General features: G+C 38.5%; 35 protein-coding genes. 29 read left to right on the forward strand and 6 right to left on the reverse strand.

Translation table 11 applies throughout. The annotated features are described in order from the left end of the window. From rplC to rplQ, 27 genes are all read left to right on the forward strand, one after another. Positions 1 to 627, forward strand: a complete 627-nt coding sequence (gene rplC / locus ACGH4F_RS00705; RefSeq protein WP_065558577.1) for a 50S ribosomal protein L3 — start codon at positions 1 to 3, stop codon at positions 625 to 627. A 16-nt stretch (positions 628 to 643) separates the two neighbouring features. Further along, positions 644 to 1,246, forward strand: coding sequence for a 50S ribosomal protein L4 (gene rplD / locus ACGH4F_RS00710; RefSeq protein ID WP_065558578.1), 603 nt, complete (start codon positions 644 to 646; stop codon positions 1,244 to 1,246). Further along, positions 1,243 to 1,545, forward strand: a complete 303-nt coding sequence (rplW, locus tag ACGH4F_RS00715; RefSeq protein ID WP_065558579.1) for a 50S ribosomal protein L23 — start codon at positions 1,243 to 1,245, stop codon at positions 1,543 to 1,545. The genes rplD and rplW overlap by 4 nt, the downstream gene beginning before the upstream one ends. An 18-nt stretch (positions 1,546 to 1,563) precedes the next feature. After that, entirely contained in the window at positions 1,564 to 2,388 is an 825-nt protein-coding gene (rplB, locus tag ACGH4F_RS00720) for a 50S ribosomal protein L2 (protein ID WP_065558580.1), read from the forward strand. 19 nt (positions 2,389 to 2,407) lie between these two features. Continuing rightward, entirely contained in the window at positions 2,408 to 2,686 is a 279-nt protein-coding gene (gene rpsS / locus ACGH4F_RS00725) for a 30S ribosomal protein S19 (RefSeq protein ID WP_065558581.1), read from the forward strand. 13 nt (positions 2,687 to 2,699) lie between these two features. Beyond that, a complete protein-coding gene (rplV, locus tag ACGH4F_RS00730) occupies positions 2,700 to 3,032 on the forward strand; it encodes a 50S ribosomal protein L22 (protein ID WP_034884235.1) in 333 nt (110 codons plus the stop codon). A 14-nt stretch (positions 3,033 to 3,046) separates the two neighbouring features. Continuing rightward, positions 3,047 to 3,784, forward strand: coding sequence for a 30S ribosomal protein S3 (gene rpsC / locus ACGH4F_RS00735; protein ID WP_065558582.1), 738 nt, complete (start codon positions 3,047 to 3,049; stop codon positions 3,782 to 3,784). Positions 3,785 to 3,796: 12 nt separating this feature from the next. Next, a complete protein-coding gene (rplP, locus tag ACGH4F_RS00740; protein ID WP_025314389.1) occupies positions 3,797 to 4,207 on the forward strand; it encodes a 50S ribosomal protein L16 in 411 nt (136 codons plus the stop codon). Beyond that, on the forward strand, positions 4,208 to 4,399 hold the full coding sequence (gene rpmC / locus ACGH4F_RS00745; protein ID WP_034902373.1) for a 50S ribosomal protein L29: 192 nt from the start codon (positions 4,208 to 4,210) through the stop codon (positions 4,397 to 4,399). A gap of 1 nt (position 4,400) precedes the next feature. Beyond that, on the forward strand, positions 4,401 to 4,661 hold the full coding sequence (rpsQ, locus tag ACGH4F_RS00750; RefSeq protein WP_025314391.1) for a 30S ribosomal protein S17: 261 nt from the start codon (positions 4,401 to 4,403) through the stop codon (positions 4,659 to 4,661). Positions 4,662 to 4,857: 196 nt separating this feature from the next. Next, positions 4,858 to 5,229: a 50S ribosomal protein L14 gene (rplN, locus tag ACGH4F_RS00755; RefSeq protein WP_025314392.1), complete on the forward strand. Its 372-nt coding sequence runs from the start codon at positions 4,858 to 4,860 to the stop codon at positions 5,227 to 5,229. 10 nt (positions 5,230 to 5,239) lie between these two features. Continuing rightward, positions 5,240 to 5,554, forward strand: a complete 315-nt coding sequence (gene rplX / locus ACGH4F_RS00760) for a 50S ribosomal protein L24 (protein ID WP_065558583.1) — start codon at positions 5,240 to 5,242, stop codon at positions 5,552 to 5,554. A 17-nt stretch (positions 5,555 to 5,571) separates the two neighbouring features. Then, complete coding sequence (rplE, locus tag ACGH4F_RS00765) at positions 5,572 to 6,111, forward strand: 50S ribosomal protein L5 (protein WP_065558584.1); 540 nt, start codon at positions 5,572 to 5,574, stop codon at positions 6,109 to 6,111. 11 nt (positions 6,112 to 6,122) lie between these two features. Then, positions 6,123 to 6,428, forward strand: a complete 306-nt coding sequence (gene rpsN / locus ACGH4F_RS00770; RefSeq protein ID WP_025314395.1) for a 30S ribosomal protein S14 — start codon at positions 6,123 to 6,125, stop codon at positions 6,426 to 6,428. 17 nt (positions 6,429 to 6,445) lie between these two features. Then, entirely contained in the window at positions 6,446 to 6,838 is a 393-nt protein-coding gene (rpsH, locus tag ACGH4F_RS00775) for a 30S ribosomal protein S8 (protein ID WP_065558585.1), read from the forward strand. A gap of 11 nt (positions 6,839 to 6,849) precedes the next feature. After that, a complete protein-coding gene (rplF, locus tag ACGH4F_RS00780; RefSeq protein WP_065558586.1) occupies positions 6,850 to 7,383 on the forward strand; it encodes a 50S ribosomal protein L6 in 534 nt (177 codons plus the stop codon). 9 nt (positions 7,384 to 7,392) lie between these two features. Beyond that, the gene (gene rplR, locus ACGH4F_RS00785) at positions 7,393 to 7,746 is read left to right on the forward strand and encodes a 50S ribosomal protein L18 (RefSeq protein WP_025314398.1); all 354 of its coding nucleotides are present in this window, start codon (positions 7,393 to 7,395) and stop codon (positions 7,744 to 7,746) included. 14 nt (positions 7,747 to 7,760) lie between these two features. Then, complete coding sequence (gene rpsE, locus ACGH4F_RS00790; protein ID WP_025314399.1) at positions 7,761 to 8,261, forward strand: 30S ribosomal protein S5; 501 nt, start codon at positions 7,761 to 7,763, stop codon at positions 8,259 to 8,261. 6 nt (positions 8,262 to 8,267) lie between these two features. After that, positions 8,268 to 8,447 (forward strand): 50S ribosomal protein L30, encoded by a 180-nt coding sequence (gene rpmD / locus ACGH4F_RS00795; RefSeq protein ID WP_267350311.1) that lies wholly within the window; start codon positions 8,268 to 8,270, stop codon positions 8,445 to 8,447. 5 nt (positions 8,448 to 8,452) lie between these two features. Further along, on the forward strand, positions 8,453 to 8,887 hold the full coding sequence (gene rplO, locus ACGH4F_RS00800; RefSeq protein WP_065558588.1) for a 50S ribosomal protein L15: 435 nt from the start codon (positions 8,453 to 8,455) through the stop codon (positions 8,885 to 8,887). Positions 8,888 to 8,895: 8 nt separating this feature from the next. Further along, positions 8,896 to 10,236: a preprotein translocase subunit SecY gene (secY, locus tag ACGH4F_RS00805; RefSeq protein WP_065558589.1), complete on the forward strand. Its 1,341-nt coding sequence runs from the start codon at positions 8,896 to 8,898 to the stop codon at positions 10,234 to 10,236. A gap of 26 nt (positions 10,237 to 10,262) precedes the next feature. Then, positions 10,263 to 10,376, forward strand: coding sequence for a 50S ribosomal protein L36 (gene rpmJ, locus ACGH4F_RS00810; RefSeq protein WP_025314403.1), 114 nt, complete (start codon positions 10,263 to 10,265; stop codon positions 10,374 to 10,376). A 170-nt stretch (positions 10,377 to 10,546) separates the two neighbouring features. After that, complete coding sequence (gene rpsM / locus ACGH4F_RS00815; RefSeq protein ID WP_065558590.1) at positions 10,547 to 10,903, forward strand: 30S ribosomal protein S13; 357 nt, start codon at positions 10,547 to 10,549, stop codon at positions 10,901 to 10,903. 15 nt (positions 10,904 to 10,918) lie between these two features. Next, positions 10,919 to 11,308, forward strand: a complete 390-nt coding sequence (gene rpsK / locus ACGH4F_RS00820) for a 30S ribosomal protein S11 (RefSeq protein ID WP_034948028.1) — start codon at positions 10,919 to 10,921, stop codon at positions 11,306 to 11,308. Between the two features lie 43 nt (positions 11,309 to 11,351). After that, the gene (gene rpsD, locus ACGH4F_RS00825; RefSeq protein ID WP_065558591.1) at positions 11,352 to 11,972 is read left to right on the forward strand and encodes a 30S ribosomal protein S4; all 621 of its coding nucleotides are present in this window, start codon (positions 11,352 to 11,354) and stop codon (positions 11,970 to 11,972) included. A 25-nt stretch (positions 11,973 to 11,997) separates the two neighbouring features. Beyond that, on the forward strand, positions 11,998 to 12,987 hold the full coding sequence (locus ACGH4F_RS00830; protein ID WP_065558592.1) for a DNA-directed RNA polymerase subunit alpha: 990 nt from the start codon (positions 11,998 to 12,000) through the stop codon (positions 12,985 to 12,987). A gap of 29 nt (positions 12,988 to 13,016) precedes the next feature. Beyond that, a complete protein-coding gene (rplQ, locus tag ACGH4F_RS00835) occupies positions 13,017 to 13,403 on the forward strand; it encodes a 50S ribosomal protein L17 (protein ID WP_065558593.1) in 387 nt (128 codons plus the stop codon). 383 nt (positions 13,404 to 13,786) lie between these two features. On the opposite strand, the gene ACGH4F_RS00840 is transcribed toward rplQ, so the two are convergent. The 4 genes from ACGH4F_RS00840 to fabI form a co-directional block, all read right to left on the reverse strand. Continuing rightward, on the reverse strand, positions 13,787 to 13,990 hold the full coding sequence (locus tag ACGH4F_RS00840) for a SlyX family protein (protein ID WP_065558594.1): 204 nt from the start codon (positions 13,988 to 13,990) through the stop codon (positions 13,787 to 13,789). Between the two features lie 58 nt (positions 13,991 to 14,048). After that, positions 14,049 to 14,717 (reverse strand): RadC family protein, encoded by a 669-nt coding sequence (radC, locus tag ACGH4F_RS00845; protein WP_411589607.1) that lies wholly within the window; start codon positions 14,715 to 14,717, stop codon positions 14,049 to 14,051. Between the two features lie 165 nt (positions 14,718 to 14,882). Beyond that, entirely contained in the window at positions 14,883 to 15,452 is a 570-nt protein-coding gene (gene slyD / locus ACGH4F_RS00850) for a peptidylprolyl isomerase (protein WP_411589609.1), read from the reverse strand. A 350-nt stretch (positions 15,453 to 15,802) separates the two neighbouring features. Beyond that, positions 15,803 to 16,591, reverse strand: a complete 789-nt coding sequence (gene fabI, locus ACGH4F_RS00855; protein WP_065558597.1) for an enoyl-ACP reductase FabI — start codon at positions 16,589 to 16,591, stop codon at positions 15,803 to 15,805. Between the two features lie 194 nt (positions 16,592 to 16,785). Here fabI and tehB point away from each other — a divergent pair, with 194 nt between their 5' ends. After that, on the forward strand, positions 16,786 to 17,646 hold the full coding sequence (gene tehB, locus ACGH4F_RS00860; RefSeq protein WP_411589611.1) for an SAM-dependent methyltransferase TehB: 861 nt from the start codon (positions 16,786 to 16,788) through the stop codon (positions 17,644 to 17,646). A 43-nt stretch (positions 17,647 to 17,689) separates the two neighbouring features. Here tehB and fmt read toward each other — a convergent pair whose 3' ends face one another. Next, complete coding sequence (gene fmt / locus ACGH4F_RS00865; RefSeq protein WP_411589612.1) at positions 17,690 to 18,652, reverse strand: methionyl-tRNA formyltransferase; 963 nt, start codon at positions 18,650 to 18,652, stop codon at positions 17,690 to 17,692. A gap of 115 nt (positions 18,653 to 18,767) precedes the next feature. Continuing rightward, a complete protein-coding gene (locus ACGH4F_RS00870; protein WP_411589700.1) occupies positions 18,768 to 20,624 on the reverse strand; it encodes an SLC13 family permease in 1,857 nt (618 codons plus the stop codon). Between the two features lie 272 nt (positions 20,625 to 20,896). Between ACGH4F_RS00870 and ACGH4F_RS00875 the strand changes: the two genes are divergently transcribed. Continuing rightward, on the forward strand, positions 20,897 to 22,618 hold the full coding sequence (locus tag ACGH4F_RS00875) for a thiamine pyrophosphate-dependent enzyme (RefSeq protein WP_411589614.1): 1,722 nt from the start codon (positions 20,897 to 20,899) through the stop codon (positions 22,616 to 22,618). Positions 22,619 to 22,642 lie beyond the last annotated feature (24 nt).

The raw sequence follows: 22,642 nt of genomic DNA on the forward strand, positions 1-22,642 counted from the left end.
ATGATTGGTTTAATCGGTCGTAAAGTAGGAATGACACGAATCTTCACCGAAGAAGGTGTTTCTATTCCTGTCACCGTAGTTGAAGTTCAAAGCAACCGCGTTACTCAAGTTAAAACTTTAGAGAACGATGGTTATCAAGCTATTCAGGTTACTACTGGCAGCAAAAAAGCAAGCCGTGTAAATAAACCTGAAGCAGGTCATTTTGCTAAGGCTGGCGTTGAAGCTGGTCGTGGTCTATGGGAATTCCGTTTTGAAGAAGGCGAATTTACTGTAGGGCAAAGTATTAACGTTGATATTTTCACAGACGTTAAAAAAGTTGATGTTACTGGAACATCTAAAGGTAAAGGTTTTGCTGGCGTAACTAAACGTTGGAACTTCCGTACTCAAGATGCAACTCATGGTAACTCTTTGGCACACCGTGGTCATGGCTCTATCGGTCAAAACCAAACTCCAGGTAAAGTGTTCAAAGGTCGTAAAATGGCAGGTCACCTAGGTAATGAACGTGTAACTGTTCAAAACTTAGATATTGTACGTGTTGATGCTGAACGCAACCTTTTATTAATTAAAGGTGCAGTTCCAGGCGCAATCAATAGTGACGTAATTGTTAAACCGGCAATCAAGGCTTAACGTCGAGGAGATAGAGATGGAATTAGTAGTAAAAGACGCGAAAGCGCTTTCTGTTTCCGAAACTACCTTCGGACGTGAGTTTAATGAAGCGTTAGTTCACCAAGTAGTTGTTGCTTATGCATCTGCTGCTCGTCAAGGCTCACGCGCACAAAAAACTCGTGCAGAAATCGCTGGTTCAGGCAAAAAACCATGGCGTCAAAAAGGCACAGGTCGTGCTCGTTCAGGTTCTATTAAGAGCCCAATCTGGCGTAGTGGTGGTGTAACATTTGCAGCAAAACCACAAGATCATAGCCAAAAAGTTAACCGTAAAATGTATCGTGGTGCATTAAAGAGTATTTTCTCTGAATTAGTGCGTCAAGAGCGTTTAGTTGTGGTTGAAACATTTACTGTTGAAGCACCTAAGACTAAATTATTAACTCAGAAATTAAATGATATGAATCTTAATGATGTCCTTATCATTACAACTGAAGTTGATGAGAATCTTTTCTTAGCAGCACGTAACTTGCATAAAGTTGATGTGCGTGATGTGGCAGGTATTGATCCAGTTAGTTTGATTGCATTTGACAAAGTGGTTATCACTGTTGATGCCGTTAAACAAGTAGAGGAGATGTTAGCATGATTCGTGAAGAGCGTCTGCTTAAAGTCCTGCGAGCACCACATGTTTCTGAAAAAGCATCTATTTCAATGGAAAAAACAAATACATTAGTATTGAAAGTTGCTAAAGATGCTACTAAGAGAGAGATTAAAGCCGCAGTTGAACAACTATTTGAAGTTAAAGTAGATGACGTTAATACACTTGTTGTTAAAGGCAAAGTAAAACGTCGTGGTCAACAACTTGGTCGCCGTAGCGACTGGAAAAAAGCTTACGTAACTTTAGCAGAAGGTCAAAACTTAGACCTTGCTGGCGTCGCTGAGTAATTCGGAGGAGTAAGAACAATGGCAGTTGTTAAGTGTAAACCTACATCTCCGGGTCGTCGCCACGTTGTTAAAGTGGTTAACCCAGAGTTGCATAAAGGTAAGCCTTATGCACCGTTGCTTGATTCAAAAAGCAAAACTGGTGGTCGCAATAATAATGGTCGTATCACTACCCGTCATATCGGTGGTGGTCATAAACAACATTATCGTATTGTTGACTTTAAGCGTAACAAAGATGGTATTCCAGCAGTTGTTGAACGTTTGGAATATGATCCAAACCGTAGTGCAAATATTGCATTGGTTTTATATAAAGACGGTGAACGTCGTTATATTTTAGCGCCTAAAGGCTTAAAAGCAGGTGATCAGATCCAATCTGGTGTTGATGCATCGATTAAAACAGGTAACTGTTTACCAATGCGCAATATTCCAGTCGGTTCTACCGTGCATAACATTGAAATGAAACCAGGTAAAGGCGGACAACTTGCTCGCTCAGCTGGTAGCTATGTTCAAATCGTTGCGCGTGATGGTGCATATGTAACATTACGTCTACGTTCAGGTGAAATGCGTAAAGTATTATCTGATTGTCGTGCCACTATTGGTGAAGTCGGTAATTCAGAACATATGCTTCGCGTACTAGGTAAAGCGGGTGCAACGCGTTGGCGTGGTGTTCGTCCTACTGTTCGTGGTACAGCAATGAACCCGGTAGACCATCCACATGGTGGTGGTGAAGGTCGTAACTTTGGTAAACATCCTGTGTCTCCATGGGGTCAAAAAGCCAAAGGATTGAAAACGCGTAGCAACAAACGTACTGATAAGTATATTGTTCGCCGTCGCAATAAGAAATAATTAATATAGAGGATTAGCTATGCCACGTTCTCTCAAGAAGGGTCCTTTTATTGACCTACACTTGCTGAAGAAGGTAGAGAAAGCGGTGGAAAGCGGGGACAAGAAACCAATTCGTACTTGGTCCCGTCGTTCAACGATCTTTCCTAACATGATCGGTTTGACCATCGCTGTCCATAATGGTCGTCAGCACGTTCCAGTTTATGTTACCGACGAAATGGTTGGTCATAAATTGGGTGAATTCGCGCCGACTCGTACTTATCGCGGTCACGCTGCGGATAAGAAAGCTAAGAAGAAATAAGTAGGAGAAAGAGATGGAAACAATTGCAAAGTACCGCCACGCTCGTTCTTCTGCACAAAAAGTTCGCTTAGTTGCAGATCTTGTTCGCGGTAAAAAAGTGTCTCAGGCACTTGATATTTTAACGTACACCAATAAAAAAGCGGCTGTACTTGTTAAAAAAGTATTAGAGTCTGCTATTGCTAATGCAGAGCATAACGATGGTGCTGATATTGATGATCTAAAAGTTGCGAAAATTTTCGTAGACGAAGGCCCAACCATGAAGCGTATTATGCCTCGTGCGAAAGGTCGTGCAGATCGAATTTTGAAGCGTACGAGTCACATCACCGTGATCGTCTCAGATCGCTAGGCTGGAGAATAGCAATGGGTCAAAAAGTAAATCCAAATGGTATCCGATTAGGCATTGTCAAGCCTTGGACATCTACATGGTATTCGGGTACAAAGACATTCGCTGATAATTTAGAAAGTGATTTTAGAGTGCGTGAATTCTTAAATAAAGAATTAGCACAAGCGTCAATCTCTAAAATTGTAATCGACCGTTCAGCAGAAACTAACGTTCGCATTACTATTCACACTGCTCGTCCAGGTATCGTGATTGGTAAAAAAGGTGAGGACGTTGAAAAATTACGTAATGCCGTAGCTTCTATTGTCAATAAGTATAAAGACAAAAGAGAAAAACGTGATGTTGCAGTACAAATTAATATTGCTGAAGTTCGTAAACCTGAACTTGATGCAAAATTAGTTGCTGACAGCATTACTTCTCAGTTAGAACGCCGTGTTATGTTCCGTCGTGCAATGAAACGTGCGGTACAAAACGCAATGAAAGCGGGTGCTAAAGGTATCAAAGTTGAAGTAAGTGGTCGTTTAGGCGGCGCTGAAATTGCTCGCTCAGAGTGGTATCGTGAAGGTCGTGTACCTCTACATACACTACGAGCTGACATCGACTACGGAGTGTCTGAAGCATTAACTACCTATGGTATTATTGGTGTTAAAGTGTGGATCTTCAAAGGTGAGATCCTTGGTGGTATGGCTGCCGTTGAACAAGCAGAAAAACAACCTGCTGCTCAACCGAAAAAGCAGCGCAAAGGCCGAAAACAATAAGGAGCGTCGCTGATGTTACAACCAAAGCGTACAAAATTCCGTAAAGTGCACAAGGGCCGCAATCGTGGTCTAGCTGTGAGTACTGACGTAAGTTTCGGTACATTCGGTCTTAAGGCTGTGGGTCGTGGTCGTTTGACTGCGCGCCAGATCGAAGCAGCACGTCGTGCAATGACTCGTGCAGTTAAGCGTCAAGGTAAAATCTGGATTCGAGTTTTCCCTGATAAACCAATTACTGAAAAACCACTTGAAGTGCGTATGGGTAAAGGTAAGGGTAACGTTGAATACTGGGTTGCTCAGATTCAACCAGGTAAAGTCCTTTATGAAATGGACGGAGTACCGGAAGAAGTTGCTCGTGAAGCATTTGCGTTGGCAGCTGCAAAACTGCCAATTAAAACCACCTTTGTGATTAAGACGGTGATGTAAATGAAAGCAAAAGAGCTACGCGAAAAAAGCGTTGAAGAGTTAAATACTGAACTTCTTAATTTATTACGTGAGCAATTTAACTTACGTATGCAATTAGCTGGAGGTCAGTTGACACAGACTCATATGTTAAAACAAGTGCGTCGTAATATTGCACGAGTTAAAACGTTATTAACTGAAAAGGCGGGTGCGTAATATGACTACTGAAGTAAAAATTCGTACTCAGCAAGGTCGTGTTATTAGCGACAAAATGGATAAATCTATTACTGTAGCTATTGAACGTAAAGTGAAGCATCCGTTATATGGTAAGTTCATTAAACGTACGACTAAATTGCATGTACATGATGAAAACAACGAGTGTGGTATTGGTGATACTGTAGAAATTAAAGAGTGTCGTCCATTATCAAAAACCAAATCTTGGACTCTTGTTCGAATCGTAGAAAAAGCAGTTAGTTAATCTAATCGATTAAAAACTGTACATAATATAATAAACGGCTAAATGCAGCCGTTTATTTTATGCTATCCATTTTATTTGAGTGGTGTTATACTATGCGCCCTCACATATGTGGGTTTTTGGTTGTCTATTCTTATCCATGGTAGTTGAGGTGGATGAAGGTAGATTAGACAATAATTTATTTATACGGAGCATTAAAATGATCCAAGAACAGACTAGGCTAGATGTTGCCGATAACTCTGGCGCACGTAGTGTAATGTGTATCAAGGTTCTCGGTGGATCGCACCGTCGTTATGCAGCGGTTGGTGATATCATCAAGGTTACCATTAAAGAAGCAATTCCACGTGGTAAAGTAAAAAAAGGTGATGTACTTAAAGCTGTTGTCGTGCGCACTAGAAAAGGTGTTCGTCGTCCTGATGGATCTGTCATTCGTTTCGATCGCAATGCTTGTGTTATTTTAAACAATAACAGTGAGCAACCGATTGGTACGCGTATTTTTGGACCGGTCACTCGTGAACTTCGTTCTGAGAAGTTTATGAAGATCATTTCATTAGCACCAGAAGTACTGTAAGGAGCGGGTAATGGCAGCGAAAATCCGTCGAGAAGATGAAGTTATCGTGTTAACCGGTAAAGATAAAGGTAAACGCGGTAAAGTAAAAAGTGTTTTGTCTACAGGCAAAGTGATTGTTGAAGGTATTAATTTGGTGAAAAAACACCAAAAACCAGTACCTGCATTAAATCAAGAAGGTGGAATTGTTGAAAAAGAAGCAGCTATTAATGTTTCTAATGTGGCAATTTTTAACCCAGCTACAGGCAAAGCAGATCGCGTAGGCTTTAGAATTGAAAATGGTAAAAAAGTCCGTTTTTATAAGTCTACTAATGAATTAATCAATTAAGTAATTTGGAGTGTACGATGGCGAAACTGCATGATTACTACAAAGCACAGGTAGTAAATAAACTGCAAGAACAGTTTGGCTACAAATCTGTCATGCAAGTCCCTCGGATCGAAAAGATCACCTTGAATATGGGTGTGGGTGAAGCAATTACTGATAAGAAATTATTAGATAATGCGGTTGCAGATTTAGCAGCAATCAGTGGTCAAAAACCACTTGTCACAAAAGCACGCAAATCAGTTGCTGGTTTTAAAATCCGTCAAGGGTATCCTATTGGTTGTAAAGTCACTTTACGTGGCGAACGTATGTGGGAATTTTTTGAACGTCTAGTTTATATTGCGCTTCCTCGTACTCGAGATTTCCGCGGTTTAAGCGCAAAATCTTTCGATGGTCGTGGTAACTATAGCATGGGTGTTCGTGAACAAATCGTTTTCCCTGAAATCGATTATGATAAAGTTGATCGTGTTCGTGGTTTAGATATTACTATCACAACAAGTGCACAATCAGATGAAGAAGGCCGAGCTTTATTATCTGCCTTTAACTTCCCATTTCGTAAGTAAGGTAGGGCATAATGGCTAAACAATCAATGATTGAACGCGATAAGAAACGCGTAAAGCTAGCAGAAAAATATTTTGCAAAGCGTCAAGAATTAAAAGCGATTATCTCTGATCTTAATGCATCAGATGAAGATCGTTGGAATGCAGTGCTTAAATTGCAAACGCTTCCTCGTGATTCTAGTCCATCACGTCAACGTCGTCGTTGTCGTCAAACAGGTCGTCCTCATGGCGTCCTTCGTAAGTTTGGTTTAAGCCGTATTAAGGTTCGTGAATCAGCCATGCGTGGTGAGATTCCTGGTCTTAAAAAGGCAAGTTGGTAATCAGGGGAGTGTTATAGATGAGCATGCAAGATCCTATAGCAGATATGTTGACCCGTATTCGTAACGGTCAAGCTGCGAATAAAGTTGCAGTCACCATGCCTTCCTCTAAGCTAAAAGTGGCAATTGCCAATGTGCTAAAAGAAGAAGGTTACATCGGAGACTATAAAGTTGTTGGTGACACTAAGCCAGAATTGGAAATTTCATTAAAATATTTCCAAGGTAAGGCTGTAGTAGAAAGTATTAAACGTGTTAGCCGTCCAGGTTTACGTATTTATAAACGTAAAGACGAATTGCCAAAAGTTATGGCTGGATTAGGTATCGCAGTTGTTTCTACTTCTAAAGGTGTTATGACTGATCGAGCAGCACGCCAAGCAGGTCTTGGTGGTGAAATTATCTGCTACGTAGCGTAAGGGAGAAAAAAATGTCTCGTGTTGCAAAAGCACCTGTCGTTGTTCCTGCTGGCGTAGAGGTAAAACTCAATGGTCAGGTAATTACGATTAAAGGTAAAAATGGCGAGTTAACTCGTACAATTAATAATGCTGTTGTTATTAATCAAGAAGAAGGTCAAATTAAATTTGCTCCTCGTGACGGCTTTGCGAATGCTTGGGCTCAAGCTGGTACTGCACGTGCGTTGATTAATGCAATGGTTATTGGTGTTACTGAAGGTTTTACTAAAAAACTTCAGCTAGTTGGTGTCGGTTATCGTGCACAAGTTAAAGGTAATGCTATTGGTCTATCTCTTGGATATTCACATCCAATTGAGCATCAATTACCTGCTGGTGTGACCGCAGAATGTCCATCACAAACTGAAATCATACTGAAAAGTGCTGATAAACAGTTAATTGGACAAGTGGCAGCAGATATCCGTGCTTATCGTCGTCCTGAGCCTTATAAAGGTAAAGGTGTTCGTTACGCAGATGAAGTTGTGCGTACTAAAGAAGCTAAGAAAAAGTAAGGTAACACTATGGATAAGAAATCAGCTCGTATCCGTCGTGCAACTAAAGCGCGTCGCAAGATGCATGAACTACTTGCAACTCGCTTAGTGGTTCACCGTACTCCGCGTCATATTTATGCGCAGATTATCGCACCAAACGGATCAGAAGTACTGGCAGCTGCTTCTACATTAGAAAAAGCTATCAGTGAAAGTTTAAAATACACCGGAAACAAAGATGCAGCAGCTGCAGTTGGTAAAGCAATCGCAGAGCGAGCATTAGCGAAAGATATCAAAGAAGTTTCTTTTGATCGTTCGGGTTTCCAATATCATGGTCGAGTTCAGGCGCTAGCAGATGCTGCTCGCGAAGCTGGCCTACAGTTCTAAGGTAGGAGTTAAAGATGTCAAACATCGAAAAACAAGCTGGTGAACTGCAGGAAAAACTAATCGCAGTTAACCGAGTTTCTAAAACCGTAAAAGGTGGTCGTATTTTTAGTTTTTCTGCACTAACAGTTGTTGGTGACGGTAATGGCCGCGTAGGTTTTGGATATGGTAAAGCACGTGAAGTGCCAGCAGCAATCCAAAAAGCAATGGAAAAAGCACGTCGTAATATGATTAATGTTGCTTTAAATAACGATACTTTACAGCATCCTGTTAAAGGTGCTCATACAGGTTCTCGTGTTTATATGCAACCAGCATCAGAAGGTACTGGTATTATCGCCGGTGGTGCAATGCGTGCTGTATTAGAAGTTGCTGGTGTTCGTAACGTTCTAGCTAAAGCATATGGTTCAACAAACCCAATTAATGTGGTTCGTGCAACGATTGATGGCTTAGAAAATATGAAATCACCAGAAATGGTTGCTGCTAAGCGTGGTAAAACCGTCGAAGAAATTTTGGGGTAATTAACCATGGCAAAGACAATTAAAATTACACAAACTCGTAGTTCTATTGGACGCATACCGAAGCATAAAGCAACGTTAGTCGGACTTGGATTACGTCATATTGGTCATACTGTTGAGCGCGAGGATACTCCTGCTATTCGTGGTATGGTAAACCAAGTTTATTACATGGTCAAAGTTGAGGAGTAATAGTAATGCGTTTAAATACTTTATCTCCTGCTGAAGGTTCAAAGCATGCACCAAAACGTCTAGGTCGAGGTATCGGTTCTGGATTAGGTAAAACAGGTACCCGTGGTATCAAAGGTCAAAAATCACGTTCAGGTGGTGGCGTTCGTCGTGGCTTTGAAGGTGGTCAAATGCCTTTATATCGTCGATTACCAAAATTTGGTTTTACTTCTCGTAAAGCTCTAGTTACAGCACAAGTTCGCCTTTCAGATTTAATGAAAGTTGAAGGTGATGTTGTTGACCTAAATAGCTTAAAAGTTGCAAATGTGATTAATTCACAAATCGAATACGCAAAAATCATGTTATCTGGTGAAGTTACAAAACCAGTAACAGTTCGTGGTATTCGTGTAACGAAAGGTGCTAAAGCTGCAATTGAAGCTGCTGGCGGAAAAATTGAGGAATAATTAGAAAGATGGCAAAGCAACCAGGATTAGATTTTCAAAGTGCCCGTGGTGGTGGGGGTGAACTTAAGAAGCGTTTACTATTTGTGCTTTTAGCACTGATTGTTTTTCGTTTAGGTTCTTATATTCCAGTTCCTGGCATTGATACTAAAGCGTTATCGGACATACTTTCACAAGCATCATCTAATGGTATTGTGGATATGTTCAATATGTTCTCTGGTGGTGCTTTAAGCCGTGCTTCAATTTTTGCATTAGGGATAATGCCTTATATTTCTGCATCGATTATTGTGCAGTTATTAACGGCCATTAACCCTAAATTGGCAGAATTGAAGAAAGAAGGTGAATCAGGTCGTAAGAAAATTAGCCAGTATACTCGTTATGGCACATTGGCTTTAGCTATTGTACAAGCAGTTGGTATTGCGACTGGTTTACCAAATATTCCTGGTTATGAGCGTGTTGTGACTAATCCAGGATTTTCTTTCTATTTTATTGCATCGGTTAGTTTAGTTACTGGCACTATGTTTCTTATGTGGCTTGGTGAGCAGATCACGGAACGTGGAGTAGGTAATGGTATTTCAATCATTATTTTCTCTGGAATTGTGGCGGGTCTTCCTCATGCAATATATGAAACAATTGAACAAGCTCGTTCTGGTGAATTGAATCCGATTCTATTATTAGTTGTCGCAGCTTTAGTGATAGGTGTGACTTATTTTGTTGTTTTTGTTGAGCGTGGTCAACGTCGAATCGTTGTTAACTATGCCCAACGTCAACAAGGGCGTCGCGTTTATGCAGCGCAAACATCACATTTACCATTAAAAATTAATATGGCTGGCGTTATTCCAGCGATATTTGCCTCAACAATTATTATGTTACCATCTATGATGGCATCTTGGTTTCAAGGAAATGGGGAAGGCTGGAGATATGTATTTGTACTTATTGGTCAATATTTCTCTCATGACCAACCGTTATACATAATCTTTTTTGCGGCAGCGATAATCTTCTTTTGTTTCTTCTATACAGCGTTGGTTTTCAACCCTAGAGAGACAGCAGATCAGCTTAAAAAATCTGGTGCATTTATTCCAGGTATCCGCCCAGGTGAGCAAACATCTAAATATATTGACAAAGTAATGACACGTTTAACATTAATAGGCGCAATCTACATTACTTTTGTATGTTTGGTACCAATGTTTATGACAAGTGCAATGAAGGTTCCAGTTCAATTTGGTGGAACATCTTTATTAATTGTGGTTGTTGTAATCATGGATTTTATGGCACAAGTACAGACTTTAATGATGCCAAATCGTTATGAGTCAGTGTTAAAGAAAGCGAACCTTAAAGGCTACGGCCGATAAGTTAGCCAGAAGTTACGGAGAAAAAAATGAAAGTTCGTGCTTCAGTCAAGAAATTATGCAGAAATTGTAAAATCATTAAACGCAATGGCATCGTTCGTGTTATTTGTGTTGAAGGTAAACATAAGCAACGTCAAGGTTAATTTATTTAGCCTAAAAGTTGAACTTTTGCATATTTTACTTGCCAAAGTATAGTAAAGCTGGCTAGAATAGCCAGCCTAAATTTTATTTGCAGACTTACTGTTTGAGTATCCTGAAAACGGGCTTTTCAGTATGGTGAGTTTGTTAAACATTAACAATAAAGGAGTGCATAGTGGCCCGTATAGCAGGCATTAACATTCCTGATCAGCAACATGCTGTAATTGCGTTACAAGCAATTTATGGTATCGGTAATACTCGCGCTAAGACAATTTGTGCTGAAGCAGGTATTCCTGAACATGTTAAGATCAGAGAACTATCTGAAGATCAGATTGAGAAGTTACGTGAACAAGTCGCTAAATTTACTGTTGAAGGTGATTTACGTCGTGAAGTAACTATGAGTATCAAGCGTTTATTAGACCTTGGTTGTTATCGTGGCATCCGTCATCGTCGTGGACTTCCAGTTCGTGGTCAACGCACTAAGACTAACGCTCGTACCCGCAAGGGACCGCGTAAGCCAATCAAGAAATAATTGAGGTGATAATAAATGGCAAAGACACCTGTTCGTACACGTAAACGTGTAAAAAAACAAGTTTCTGATGGTGTAGCTCATATTCATGCATCATTTAACAATACAATCGTAACTATTACCGATCGTCAAGGTAATGCGTTGGGTTGGGCAACCGCTGGTGGTTCTGGTTTCCGTGGCTCTCGTAAGTCAACTCCGTTTGCTGCTCAAGTAGCTGCTGAACGTTGTGCAGAAGCCGTAAAAGATTACGGAATTAAGAATCTGGAAGTTATGGTAAAAGGACCTGGTCCTGGTCGTGAGTCAACAATTCGTGCATTAAATGCAGCGGGTTATCGCATCACTAATATTACTGATGTTACTCCGATTCCTCATAACGGTTGTCGTCCACCAAAGAAACGTCGTGTTTAATGTTTATTAAACATTGAATGTTTAGGATTATTGGAGAAATAAAATGGCAAGATATTTGGGACCAAAGCTCAAATTAAGTCGTCGTGAAGGTACTGATTTATTCCTTAAATCTGGTGTTCGAGCGGTTGACAGTAAATGTAAGTTAGAACAAGCTCCTGGACAACATGGTGCGCGTAAACCGCGTTTATCAGATTATGGTGTTCAGTTACGCGAAAAACAAAAAGTTAGACGTATTTATGGAATTTTAGAACGTCAATTCCGTAATTACTACAAAAATGCAGCACGTATTAAAGGTAATACAGGTGAAAACCTATTAGGTCTTTTAGAACGTCGCTTAGATAACGTTGTTTATCGTATGGGATTTGGTGCAACTCGCGCTGAAGCTCGTCAATTAGTTAGTCATAAAGCTGTTCTTGTTAATGGTCATGTTGTGAACATTGCATCTTATCAAGTTTCGCCTGAAGATGTGATCAGCGTTCGCGAAAAATCAAAAAAACAAGCACGTATTAAAGCTGCTTTAGAGTTAGCTGAGCAACGTGAAAAACCTACATGGTTAGAAGTTGATGCTAGCAAAATGGAAGGTGTATTTAAACGCTTACCAGAACGTTCAGATTTATCTGCTGACATCAACGAACATTTGATCGTCGAACTTTACTCTAAGTAAAGTTTAGCACTTAAGAGAGGACATAATGCAGGGTTCTGTAACAGAGTTTTTAAAACCTCACCTAGTTGATGTTGTTCAATACACTCAAACTCATGCGAAAGTGACTTTAGAGCCACTTGAGCGTGGTTTTGGTCATACTTTAGGTAATGCACTACGCCGCATTTTATTATCATCAATGCCTGGATATGCAGTAACCGAAGTTGAAATTGACGGTGTTCTGCATGAGTACAGTACTAAAGAAGGCGTTCAAGAAGATGTACTTGATATTTTGCTTAATTTGAAAAAATTAGCAGTACGTGTACATACCAAAGATGATGTTATGCTGACTTTAAACAAATCAGGCATTGGTGCGGTAACTGCATCTGATATCACTCATGATGGTGATGTTGAAATTGTTAATCCTGATTTAGTGATTTGTCATCTTACTGATGCAAATGCTTCAATTAGTATGCGTATTCGTGTACAACGAGGACGTGGTTATGTCCCTGCTTCTGCTCGCGTTAAGTCAGAAGATGAAGAGCGACCAATTGGTCGTTTATTAGTTGATGCATGTTATAGTCCTGTCGAGCGTATCGCTTATTCTGTCGATGCAGCTCGTGTGGAACAACGCACCGATTTAGATAAACTGGTTATTGATATGGAAACTAATGGTACTATCGATCCAGAAGAAGCTATTCGTCGTGCGTCAACTATTTTGGCTGAACAACTTGAAGCTTTCGTTGATTTACGTGATGTACGTCAACCTGAAGTTAAAGAAGATAAACCGGAATTTGATCCGATTCTTCTACGTCCAGTAGATGATCTCGAATTAACTGTTCGGTCTGCTAATTGCTTAAAAGCAGAAGCAGTTCATTATATTGGTGATTTAGTACAACGTACAGAAGTTGAGCTACTTAAAACCCCTAATCTTGGTAAGAAATCACTTACTGAAATTAAGGATGTGCTCGCATCTCGTGGTTTGTCTTTAGGCATGCGTCTTGAGAACTGGCCACCAGCAAGTATTGTTGAAGACTAAAATAAAATTTATATAAGAAGGATAAAGTTATGCGCCATCGTAAAAGTGGTCGTCAACTGAACCGAAATAGCAGCCATCGTCAAGCAATGTTTCGTAACATGACTAGTTCACTTGTTGAACATGAAATCATCAAAACTACATTGCCTAAAGCAAAAGAGTTGCGTCGTGTTGTTGAACCGTTAATTACGCTAGCCAAAAGCGATAGCGTAGCTAATCGCCGTTTGGCTTTTGCTCGTATCCGTGATAAAGATACAGTGAAAAAATTATTTTCAGATCTAGGTCCACGTTTTGCTACCCGTCCAGGTGGTTATGTACGTATTTTGAAATGTGGTTTCCGTGACGGAGATAATGCTCCAATGGCTTATATTGAATTAGTTGATCGCCCTGCAGTAGAAGCAGAAGCAACAGCTGAATAAGATTTTAAATCATTGTATACAAAAGCCGGCTATACGCCGGTTTTTTATTGATGATATCTATCACAGATCTTTTAACTTTGGTTTCCTTATCCTTAAGTTCATCGTATCTAAATCTACTATATTTCTATTCTTTTAATTGATTAAAAATTAAGCTTATGTTGTTTTTAATAAACATATGGCATGAAAATCTATTGAGAGGGATTAGTTTAATTGAAATTTCAATGTTAATTTATTTTTAAGTAGATTTAGATATCGATGTTTTTATAACTCTTCTGGATATTTCTAATGTTAATTTAAGAGCATCTAATAAATAAGTATTAATAGTTTTTTAAAAATAGGCTACATTATTATTTCATCATTGAGATATCTGACTATAAACATAATTAATAGTGTGGTGGTGGGGTTTCCTCAGATAAATTAGCAATATTCGATGTTTGAGTGGCTTGTAGTTTTTGTGATAATAACATTAATTGCTCTTTTAGTTTACTAACATCGGCTTGAAGGTTGGTTACTGCTTGGTTTAATTCTTCAATGGTGATTTCTTGAAACGCAACTTTGGTTTCTAATAATTCAATTTGTTGTGTCATATTATTTTCACAGTTAGACTTTTTAAATATTGACCTCTATTGTAAGTAAAAATAACAATTAAATCCATCCACGTTCAGCAAATGAGACATATTCACCTTTACCAATTACAATATGATCAATAATACGGATATCGATTAATTCACAAACTTGATCCAACTTGCGCGTTAAATTCCGATCTGCTTGGCTTGGTTCTGCTAAACCAGAAGGGTGATTGTGGGCTAAAATTAAAGAGGCAGCATTATATTGTAATGCTTTTCTGGCTACTTCTCTGGGATGAACTTCTACACAGTTATAAGTACCAATAAACATTTCTTCAGATGTAATGACGTGATTTTGATTGTCCAGAAAAATAACCATGAAGATTTCACGATCTTTGTTAGCTAAGCGACTAGCTAAATAATGGTGAGTTAACGAAGGTGAAGTGAGATAATTTTCATTTGTCATTTTTACTTTCAAATATCGGTGCGATAATTCAATGACAGCTTTGAGCTGAGTATATTTAACGGTACCTAATCCATGTTTTTTACAAAACTGCTCATGAGTAGCGTTCATTAAATGATAAAATGAGCCAAATTCATTTAATAAATTTTGAGCTAGTTCTAAAACAGGTAATTTTCGTGTACCTGTACGTAAAAATAGCGCAAGCAGTTCTGCATCACTTAGCATTTCAACACCAAATTGTAAAAGTTTTTCTCTCGGCATCAGTTTTGGACATGGAGGATGCATAGTATTTGTATTCCACTCATAAAAAAACTAATTATTCTTAGAAAATTGGCTTAAAAGAATTGAAAATTGAGAAAACTGTGAACTGTTTCTCAAAAAAATGAATAATATTTCACATGATGACAAAAAAGCGCTATCAAGCGCTTTTTTGTAAATTAATATGATGACTTAATGGCAACCGCAGCTTCCATGACCGCCACCACAACAACCACTATCTTCTTCATCTTCATGATCGTGTCCGCCACAGCCACAACCACCATGCCCATGTTCGTGACCATGTTCACCATGGATATGTCCATGCGCAATTTCTTCTTCTGTTGCTTCACGAATAGCTAATACTTCAACATTAAATTTTAAATCTTGTCCCGCTAACATGTGATTTCCGTCAATTGTCACAGTATCCCCATCAATTGCGGTAATTTCAACGGGTAAAGCGCCATGGTCGGTATCTGCAAAAAAGCGCATGCCAACTTCAAGTTCATCAACCCCGACAAATACATCACGTGGCACATTTTGCACCAGTGCATCATTAAAATCACCGTAAGCATTGATAAGTTCAACATCAAATTTATCACCAACTTGATGGCCTTCTAGTGCATTTTCAAGCTCTTGTAATAAATTACCAGCGCCTTGTAAATATTCTAGAGGTGCAACAGTTGTTGCTTCGTCAACCAAAACCCCGTCTTTAGTGCGAACTTGATATGCCAAACTGACTACTGTATTTTTTGCTATTTTCATTTTTTCTCCAACAAACTTGTATTGAGCAAACATCTTAAGATTTTAACGGAAAATGAAGGATAAGTATTCATAATTTTTATTTTTGACTAAAACTGACCAATGAAATGATAAAAGATCATGAAATGAATAATGATTAACATCGTGTTAGTGTTAACACGATAAAAACAGTCGATAAAGAATTCTTACAAGAAAAGTGTGGAACTTACGATATATCTGAATAGATTCAAAAATCAAAGGATGAAATCAAATGAATGTATGGACTTCCCTTTTTAATCCTAAAAAATTAGAAAATAGACGAATAAAAAAGGCATCAATATTGATGCCTTTTTTTTATTTTTAAATGATACCTATTATTTAAGTTCTAACTCGTTCATTGCAGCAATGCTAAATCCACCGTCAACATGCACAACTTCACCCGTAATACCCGATGCTAAGTTTGAACATAAAAATGCCGCAGAATTACCCACGTCTTCAATTGTAACTGTACGACGAATTGGCGTAACCGATTCACAATGTGATAGCATTTTTTTGAAATCTTTAATGCCTGATGCAGCAAGAGTACGAATTGGACCAGCAGAGATAGCATTCACACGAATTCCTTCTGGCCCCATAGCATTTGCCATATAACGCACGTTTGCTTCTAGAGACGCTTTAGCAAGACCCATTACATTATAGTTAGGGATCGCTCTTTCAGCACCAAGATAAGAAAGGGTCACTAACGCTGAATTTGGATTCAACATCGAACGACATGCTTTAGCCATTGCAACAAAGCTATAAGAACTAATGTCGTGAGCGATAGCAAAACCTTCACGAGTGACGGCATTAACATAGTCACCGTCTAATTGATCGCCAGGCGCAAAAGCAATAGCATGGACAAAACCGTCAAATTTATCCCATGTTTTTGCCAGTTCTGTAAATAGATTAGTAATACTATCATCGTGAGCAACATCACAAGGTAACACGATTTTAGAACCAAAGTCAGCCGCAAATTCTTCAACGCGTGCTTTTAATTTATCACTTTGATAAGTGAATGCTAATTCTGCACCCTCACGATGCATTGCTTGTGCAATACCATAAGCAATAGAACGATTACTTGCAACACCGGTAACGAGTATGCGTTTACCTGTTAAAAATCCCATAAAGTTTTCCTCTATTATTTTACTATACAGTCTAGGATGGTGAAGATTATATGTTGATAAAGTCAACTTCGCTACTATAAATTTACTTTTAATGATTTTGTTTTGGTTGCTGAGTTACCAACAAAACGTTGTTTATCTCATCAATAATTGACTATAATAGTCAACTATTAATTTAGTTAACTCGTGATAAAATTTTGAAAAACCTAATTTGTTATAAAACATTACCTGTTTGGAATGCTAAATCATTACCTCAATCATTTTGTGAAAAACATAATACGCAAGTTGGCACTTGGGCTAAGCTCAATATCCTAGTGGGCAGTATCGATTTTGAGATATTAACTGAACAAGGGGAAATCATATCGCAACATCATTATGATGTTTCTCACCAGCCTCCCTTTATTTTGCCTCAGCAATGGCATCGTATCGCTCAGGTATCTGAAAATTTACAATGCCAACTATCATTTTACTGTTTACCAGAAGACTATACTTTTAAAAAGTATCAAATGACCAAAACACATTCTGAAGTGCTAGCGGCAAGCAAAATTATCCCGTTAGGAAAGGTATTGGATTTAGGCTGTGGTTCGGGACGTAATTCGCTCTATTTACAGCTACTTGGTTTTGATGTGAATGCAGTTGATAAATCCGAATTAAGTATTGGTAATTTAAATCAAATCATCAAAGATGAAAACCTAAAGCACATTAATGCAAAGGTATATGATATCAATCAAGCAAATTTAGAAGGCGAGTATGATTTTGTTTTTTCAACGGTTGTCATGATGTTTTTACAACCTGAAAAAATCCCTGAAATTATTGATAATATGCAAAAATTGACTAAATCGGGTGGTTATAATCTTATTGTAAGCGCTATGTCTACTTCTGATTATCCTTGTTCTGTGGGTTTTTCATTTACGTTTAAAGAAAATGAATTGCGGGAATATTATCAGGATTGGGAAATACTGAAATATAACGAAAATGTTGGGGAATTACATAAAACCGATAGTCATGGTAATCGAATTAAATTGAGATTTGCGACTTTGCTGGCTAAAAAAAGGTAATTATTACAGGATGATTCATCCTGTAATTTTTTACATTGATTAATTAGTTGGTACTTAGTTTTTCGCCAACAACAAACCAAGCTTTGCGAGAGTTTAATAAATCTTGAGCTGACATCGGTTTTTTTCCGGCAGGTTGTAGCAGTGTCATATTTAATGCACCATCGCTTGTTGCAATGCATATCCCTTTTTTGTCTGCTTGTAAAATAGTACCGACTGGTTGATTGTGGTGAGTGGATACCACTTCTGCTTGCCATACTTTCACTGGTTCGCCATTAACTTCAAAATAACTAACAGGCCAAGGATTAAAGGCGCGAACACAACGTTCAAGTTGCTGTGCCGATAAATTCCAATCAAGTTTAGCTTCTTGTTTAGATAATTTTTCAGCGTAAGTGACCTGTGATGGATCCTGTTTTTCAGGTTGGATTTTCCCTTCAGCAATGAGTGTTAAAGTATTAAGTAGTCCTTGTGGACCTAATTGCGCCAGTTTGTTATATAACGTTGCACTTGTATCAGAAGGTTCAATTGGACAGGTGAGTTTATATAACATATCACCCGTATCAAGCCCAGCATCCATTTGCATAATTGTGATACCGGTTAAAGTATCTCCAGCCCAACAAGCGCGTTGAATAGGAGCTGCGCCTCGCCATCTTGGTAATAATGAACCATGCACATTTAAACAACCTAGTTTAGGCATATCAAGCACAGCTTGCGGTAAAATAAGACCATATGCCACCACAATCATAATGTCGGCATTTAGCTCCGCGATGATTTTTTGATTTTCTTCCGTTTTGAGTGTTGCCGGTTGATAAACAGGAAGATGATTTTCAATTGCTAATTGTTTAACCGGACTTGCGGTTAACTTATTACCACGTCCGGCAGGGCGATCGGGCTGAGTAAAAACCGCAATGACATTATGTTTAGCATCAATTAATGCTTTTAAATGGGTTGCTGCAAAGTCAGGAGTACCAGCAAAAATAATATTTAATGGCTTGGCTGTTTGTGGCATATGTCTATAATCCATCATCAAAAAACTCGGATAATTATAACTTAATTTTCATTAAGAATCTTTAATCAAAAAGAATCGATATGTTGGTTTTATCAAACTGATGATGAATTAATAGTTAAAAAGGGAAAAATATTGGTACTAATGCAATATTCACCGCCATAACGAGAAACGTTAAAGGTACACCGACTTTTACAAAGTCACTAAAGCTGTAACCACCTGGCGCAACGACCATGGTTTTTACCGGCGAAGAGACCGGCGTGATAAAGGAAGCAGAGGTCGCTATAGCCACAGTCATTGCAAACGGATAAGGTGAATAACCAAATTTTATTGCCAGATCAATTGCAATAGGGGCAATGAGTATTGCTGTAGCCGTATTAGAAATAAAGAGACCAACAGTTGAACATAATAAGAAAATGAAGGTCAGCACCATATACGGACTGAAAGAACGTAAATGAATTTCTAACCATGCCGATATGAGCGAAATGCCGCCGGTTTTATTCAGTGCTAAAGCAAACGGCATCATACCGATGATCAAAATGAGTGTTGGCCAGTGTATCGATTTATAAGCACTATTCATGTCGATGCAGCGTGTTGCTCCCATTAAAAGACAAGCTATTAGGGCAGCTACGACATTAGGAACAAGCCCCGTTACCATCAATATAATCATAATAGCTAAATTAATTAATGCTGCAAATGCTTGAGAACTTGCAGGTGCAACATCATCAATATCCGACGGATAATCTAAAACAACAAAATCATTGGTACGAGTTTGTAATTTTTGAATCGATCCCCAATCCCCACATACCAGTAAAGTATCACTCATTTCTAAACGTTCTTGGAATAAGTTATTGGTATCAACAGGGGCATGATTACGCCAAATTCCAATTACGGTTAAAAAGTATTTTTCTCTAAAATCGATTTCATTGAGTGTTTTGCCACAAAGTGACGATTCAGGTAATAGCGCCACTTCTGCCATGCCAACTTCTTTCACTTGTTCCGAAAAATATTCACCTCGTAAAACTTTAGGTTCAAGATTATTGGTCGATAAAAATGTTCGATAATCGGCTTCGGAGTGGGACATATCTAATAATAAAATATCGTTTTCCCGAAATTCTGTTGCCCCGTTAACGGGGATTAACACTTTTTGAAATTTGCGCCAACGTTCAATACCAATAACATTGACACCGTGTTCACTTCGTAAATGTAGACCATCAATCGTACGACCAACAAAAGGCGAGCCTGGTAATATTTGTGCACGATGTGCCCGACCAATTAATTTATAGTCTCTGATTAAATCTGTGATTTTTCTTCTTTGTGGCTGGGTATTTGTCGGAGAAACTTGTTGAGCTGTTAATAACCAATTGCGCGTTAATATACAATAAATGACGCCAACAACAAGCACGCCTAACCCAATAGGGGTGATAGAGAAAAAACCGAATTCGGTTAAATTTGCTCGATTTAACTCACTATTAACCACCAGATTAGGTGCGGTTGCAACCAATGTCATCATGCCACTAATTAAAGCGGCAATACACAGTGGCATCATTAATTTTTTAACATGAATACCCGTATGATTGGCAATACTGATGGCAACAGGAATAAAGATAGCGACAACGCCTGTGGAACTCATTATTGAACCCAGTAACGCCACACCGAGCATAATACAGGTAATAATTCGAACATCATTTTTTCCGGATACCTTAAGAATATATTCGCTCATTTTGAACGAAATGCCAGTACGGACTAAACTTTCACCAATGATAAACAATAACGCAATTAAAATGATATTAGGATCGCTAAACCCCGAAAACGCTTCAGCAGGCGTTAAAATACCCGTGACTGAAATAGCTGTAATGGTTAGCAATGCAATAATATCCATTCTTAATTTGCTGAATGAAAACATTAAAATTGCTATAAATAGCAATAAACAAACAGTGATAAGCGGATAATATTCGATAAAGTAATGAGGCAAAAATGCAGTTAAAGAGGTTAATAAATTTTGCCCGGATGACAAATTTTCCACAAAAAGTCACTCTATGAGAACGATTGGATTTTAACCATAATACCTTGATTTATTGTAATAGGGAATATTTTCCAAAAAAGTTTATTCTCAAAAAAATTAACGAATATTACATTTTTAACATTTTTTGCTTTTTTTTTCATAACCTATTCGCTTTATTAAAACTTAGGTGTAATTTAGTTAACTTAGATTATTTAATCTGTTAATTGTGTCTAGGAGACAGTATGTCATTAAAAAAATCAGTTGCACAAATTATTATCGAAGTCTTAGAGGAAGCTGGTGTTAAACACTGTTATGGTATTGTGGGTGATACACTCAATTACATTACCAGTGCCATTAAAAAAAGTGACATTAAGTGGGTGCATGTTCGACACGAAGAAGTCGGAGCTTTTGCAGCAGGAGCCGAGGCTTATCTGACTAATCAGCTAACTGCATGTGCTGGTTCTTGTGGGCCGGGAAGCTTACATTTTATCAATGGTATTTATGAAGCTCAGCGCAATAAAGCACCTGTTATTCTCTTAGCCAGTCAACTGGTTACCTCACAACAGGGAACAGATTTTCCGCAAGAAGTTGATTTTGAATCTGTTTATAAAAATTGTTCTGTCTTTTGTCGTCAAATTAACGATCCTACTCAAGCAAGACAGATTACGACGGCTGCCGTTCAAGCTGCAATAAATCAACGTGGCGTTGCTGTTCTGGTTATTCCTTATAATATTAGTTTACAAAAAGTGGAAGATAAAAGTGGGCATAAAATTTATCATCCTAATCCGATCATTCGCCCATCAGATACAGAGCTTACCCAAATTGCAGAAATCTTAAATAAAAATCAAAAAGTGGCTATTTTTGCCGGACAAGGTGCAAATGGCGCTCATGATGAATTAATTGCACTTGCCGAAAAATTGAAATCGCCCATTGTGCATACATCAAGAGGTAAGGATTTTGTTGAATACAATAACCCTTACAATGTCGGTATGACGGGCATGTTTGGCGTTGAATCAGGATTAACCGCCATTAAAGAGTGTGATGTGCTGCTAATGTTAGGCGCTGATTTTGCATGGTCTCAATTTTACCCAAATGATGCCACCATTATTCAAGTTGATATCGATGCAACTCACCTTGGTCGACGTCATCCAGTGAGTGTAGGTGTTGTCGGAAGTAGTCAACCTACTTTGGCGGCTTTAATCCCTTTAGTTGAAGAAAAACAAGATGCTGCATTTTTAGAAAAATGCCGCCAATTATATATGAAAGCAATGGATAAATTGAACAAAAAAGCCATGCCTTCAAAATCAACGATTCATCCGCAATATTTAACGGAATTAGTTGATAAATATGCTAATGATGATGCTGTTCTTTGTGCTGATGTGGGTTCAGCAATGGTTTGGGCTTGTCGACACTTTAATACTAATGGAAAAAGACGCACGGTCATCAGTTTAAAACATGGCACCATGGCTAATGCTATGCCACAAGCTTTAGGCGTACAAAAAGCATTTCCTAATCGACAAGTGATAACCTTATCAGGTGATGGTGGCATTAGTATGCTATTAGGAGATTTACTGACGACTATTCAAGAACAGTTACCGATAAAAATTATTGTATTAAATAACAGCTCTCTCAACTTTGTCGAATTAGAGCAAAAAGTAGAAGGAATTGTGGATCATTACACCGATTTACACAATCCAGACTTTGCTAAAGTGGCTAGTGCAATGGGACTGTTTTCGATCAGAGTAGAAGATTCAGATTTACTTGAAGCGGCGATGCAATCATTTTTAGCACATTCTGGACCTGCCTTATTAGATGTCAAAACAAGTGCTAATGAGCTGGTTATGCCACCGGAAATTCAAGCATCTCAAGTGATGGGAATGGCGCTATATAGCGTCAAAGCATCATTGAGTGGCAAAATGGGGGATGTTGTAAATTTATTAGTGGATAATTTTATTAAAAAATAATGTTAAATTATCTCGATTATTCTG

Source organism: Gilliamella sp. CG35, from assembly GCF_046635745.1.
GTDB lineage: Bacteria > Pseudomonadota > Gammaproteobacteria > Enterobacterales > Orbaceae > Gilliamella > Gilliamella apicola_I.

Coding starts and splice junctions, on each gene's coding strand:
- rplC (WP_065558577.1), top strand. CDS start 1: ATGATTGGTTTAATCGGTCGTAAAGTAGGAATGACACGAATCTTCACC.
- rplD (WP_065558578.1), top strand. CDS start 644: ATGGAATTAGTAGTAAAAGACGCGAAAGCGCTTTCTGTTTCCGAAACT.
- rplW (WP_065558579.1), top strand. CDS start 1,243: ATGATTCGTGAAGAGCGTCTGCTTAAAGTCCTGCGAGCACCACATGTT.
- rplB (WP_065558580.1), top strand. CDS start 1,564: ATGGCAGTTGTTAAGTGTAAACCTACATCTCCGGGTCGTCGCCACGTT.
- rpsS (WP_065558581.1), top strand. CDS start 2,408: ATGCCACGTTCTCTCAAGAAGGGTCCTTTTATTGACCTACACTTGCTG.
- rplV (WP_034884235.1), top strand. CDS start 2,700: ATGGAAACAATTGCAAAGTACCGCCACGCTCGTTCTTCTGCACAAAAA.
- rpsC (WP_065558582.1), top strand. CDS start 3,047: ATGGGTCAAAAAGTAAATCCAAATGGTATCCGATTAGGCATTGTCAAG.
- rplP (WP_025314389.1), top strand. CDS start 3,797: ATGTTACAACCAAAGCGTACAAAATTCCGTAAAGTGCACAAGGGCCGC.
- rpmC (WP_034902373.1), top strand. CDS start 4,208: ATGAAAGCAAAAGAGCTACGCGAAAAAAGCGTTGAAGAGTTAAATACT.
- rpsQ (WP_025314391.1), top strand. CDS start 4,401: ATGACTACTGAAGTAAAAATTCGTACTCAGCAAGGTCGTGTTATTAGC.
- rplN (WP_025314392.1), top strand. CDS start 4,858: ATGATCCAAGAACAGACTAGGCTAGATGTTGCCGATAACTCTGGCGCA.
- rplX (WP_065558583.1), top strand. CDS start 5,240: ATGGCAGCGAAAATCCGTCGAGAAGATGAAGTTATCGTGTTAACCGGT.
- rplE (WP_065558584.1), top strand. CDS start 5,572: ATGGCGAAACTGCATGATTACTACAAAGCACAGGTAGTAAATAAACTG.
- rpsN (WP_025314395.1), top strand. CDS start 6,123: ATGGCTAAACAATCAATGATTGAACGCGATAAGAAACGCGTAAAGCTA.
- rpsH (WP_065558585.1), top strand. CDS start 6,446: ATGAGCATGCAAGATCCTATAGCAGATATGTTGACCCGTATTCGTAAC.
- rplF (WP_065558586.1), top strand. CDS start 6,850: ATGTCTCGTGTTGCAAAAGCACCTGTCGTTGTTCCTGCTGGCGTAGAG.
- rplR (WP_025314398.1), top strand. CDS start 7,393: ATGGATAAGAAATCAGCTCGTATCCGTCGTGCAACTAAAGCGCGTCGC.
- rpsE (WP_025314399.1), top strand. CDS start 7,761: ATGTCAAACATCGAAAAACAAGCTGGTGAACTGCAGGAAAAACTAATC.
- rpmD (WP_267350311.1), top strand. CDS start 8,268: ATGGCAAAGACAATTAAAATTACACAAACTCGTAGTTCTATTGGACGC.
- rplO (WP_065558588.1), top strand. CDS start 8,453: ATGCGTTTAAATACTTTATCTCCTGCTGAAGGTTCAAAGCATGCACCA.
- secY (WP_065558589.1), top strand. CDS start 8,896: ATGGCAAAGCAACCAGGATTAGATTTTCAAAGTGCCCGTGGTGGTGGG.
- rpmJ (WP_025314403.1), top strand. CDS start 10,263: ATGAAAGTTCGTGCTTCAGTCAAGAAATTATGCAGAAATTGTAAAATC.
- rpsK (WP_034948028.1), top strand. CDS start 10,919: ATGGCAAAGACACCTGTTCGTACACGTAAACGTGTAAAAAAACAAGTT.
- rpsD (WP_065558591.1), top strand. CDS start 11,352: ATGGCAAGATATTTGGGACCAAAGCTCAAATTAAGTCGTCGTGAAGGT.
- ACGH4F_RS00830 (WP_065558592.1), top strand. CDS start 11,998: ATGCAGGGTTCTGTAACAGAGTTTTTAAAACCTCACCTAGTTGATGTT.
- rplQ (WP_065558593.1), top strand. CDS start 13,017: ATGCGCCATCGTAAAAGTGGTCGTCAACTGAACCGAAATAGCAGCCAT.
- ACGH4F_RS00840 (WP_065558594.1), bottom strand. CDS start 13,990: ATGACACAACAAATTGAATTATTAGAAACCAAAGTTGCGTTTCAAGAA.
- radC (WP_411589607.1), bottom strand. CDS start 14,717: ATGCATCCTCCATGTCCAAAACTGATGCCGAGAGAAAAACTTTTACAA.
- slyD (WP_411589609.1), bottom strand. CDS start 15,452: ATGAAAATAGCAAAAAATACAGTAGTCAGTTTGGCATATCAAGTTCGC.
- fabI (WP_065558597.1), bottom strand. CDS start 16,591: ATGGGATTTTTAACAGGTAAACGCATACTCGTTACCGGTGTTGCAAGT.
- fmt (WP_411589612.1), bottom strand. CDS start 18,652: ATGCCACAAACAGCCAAGCCATTAAATATTATTTTTGCTGGTACTCCT.
- ACGH4F_RS00875 (WP_411589614.1), top strand. CDS start 20,897: ATGTCATTAAAAAAATCAGTTGCACAAATTATTATCGAAGTCTTAGAG.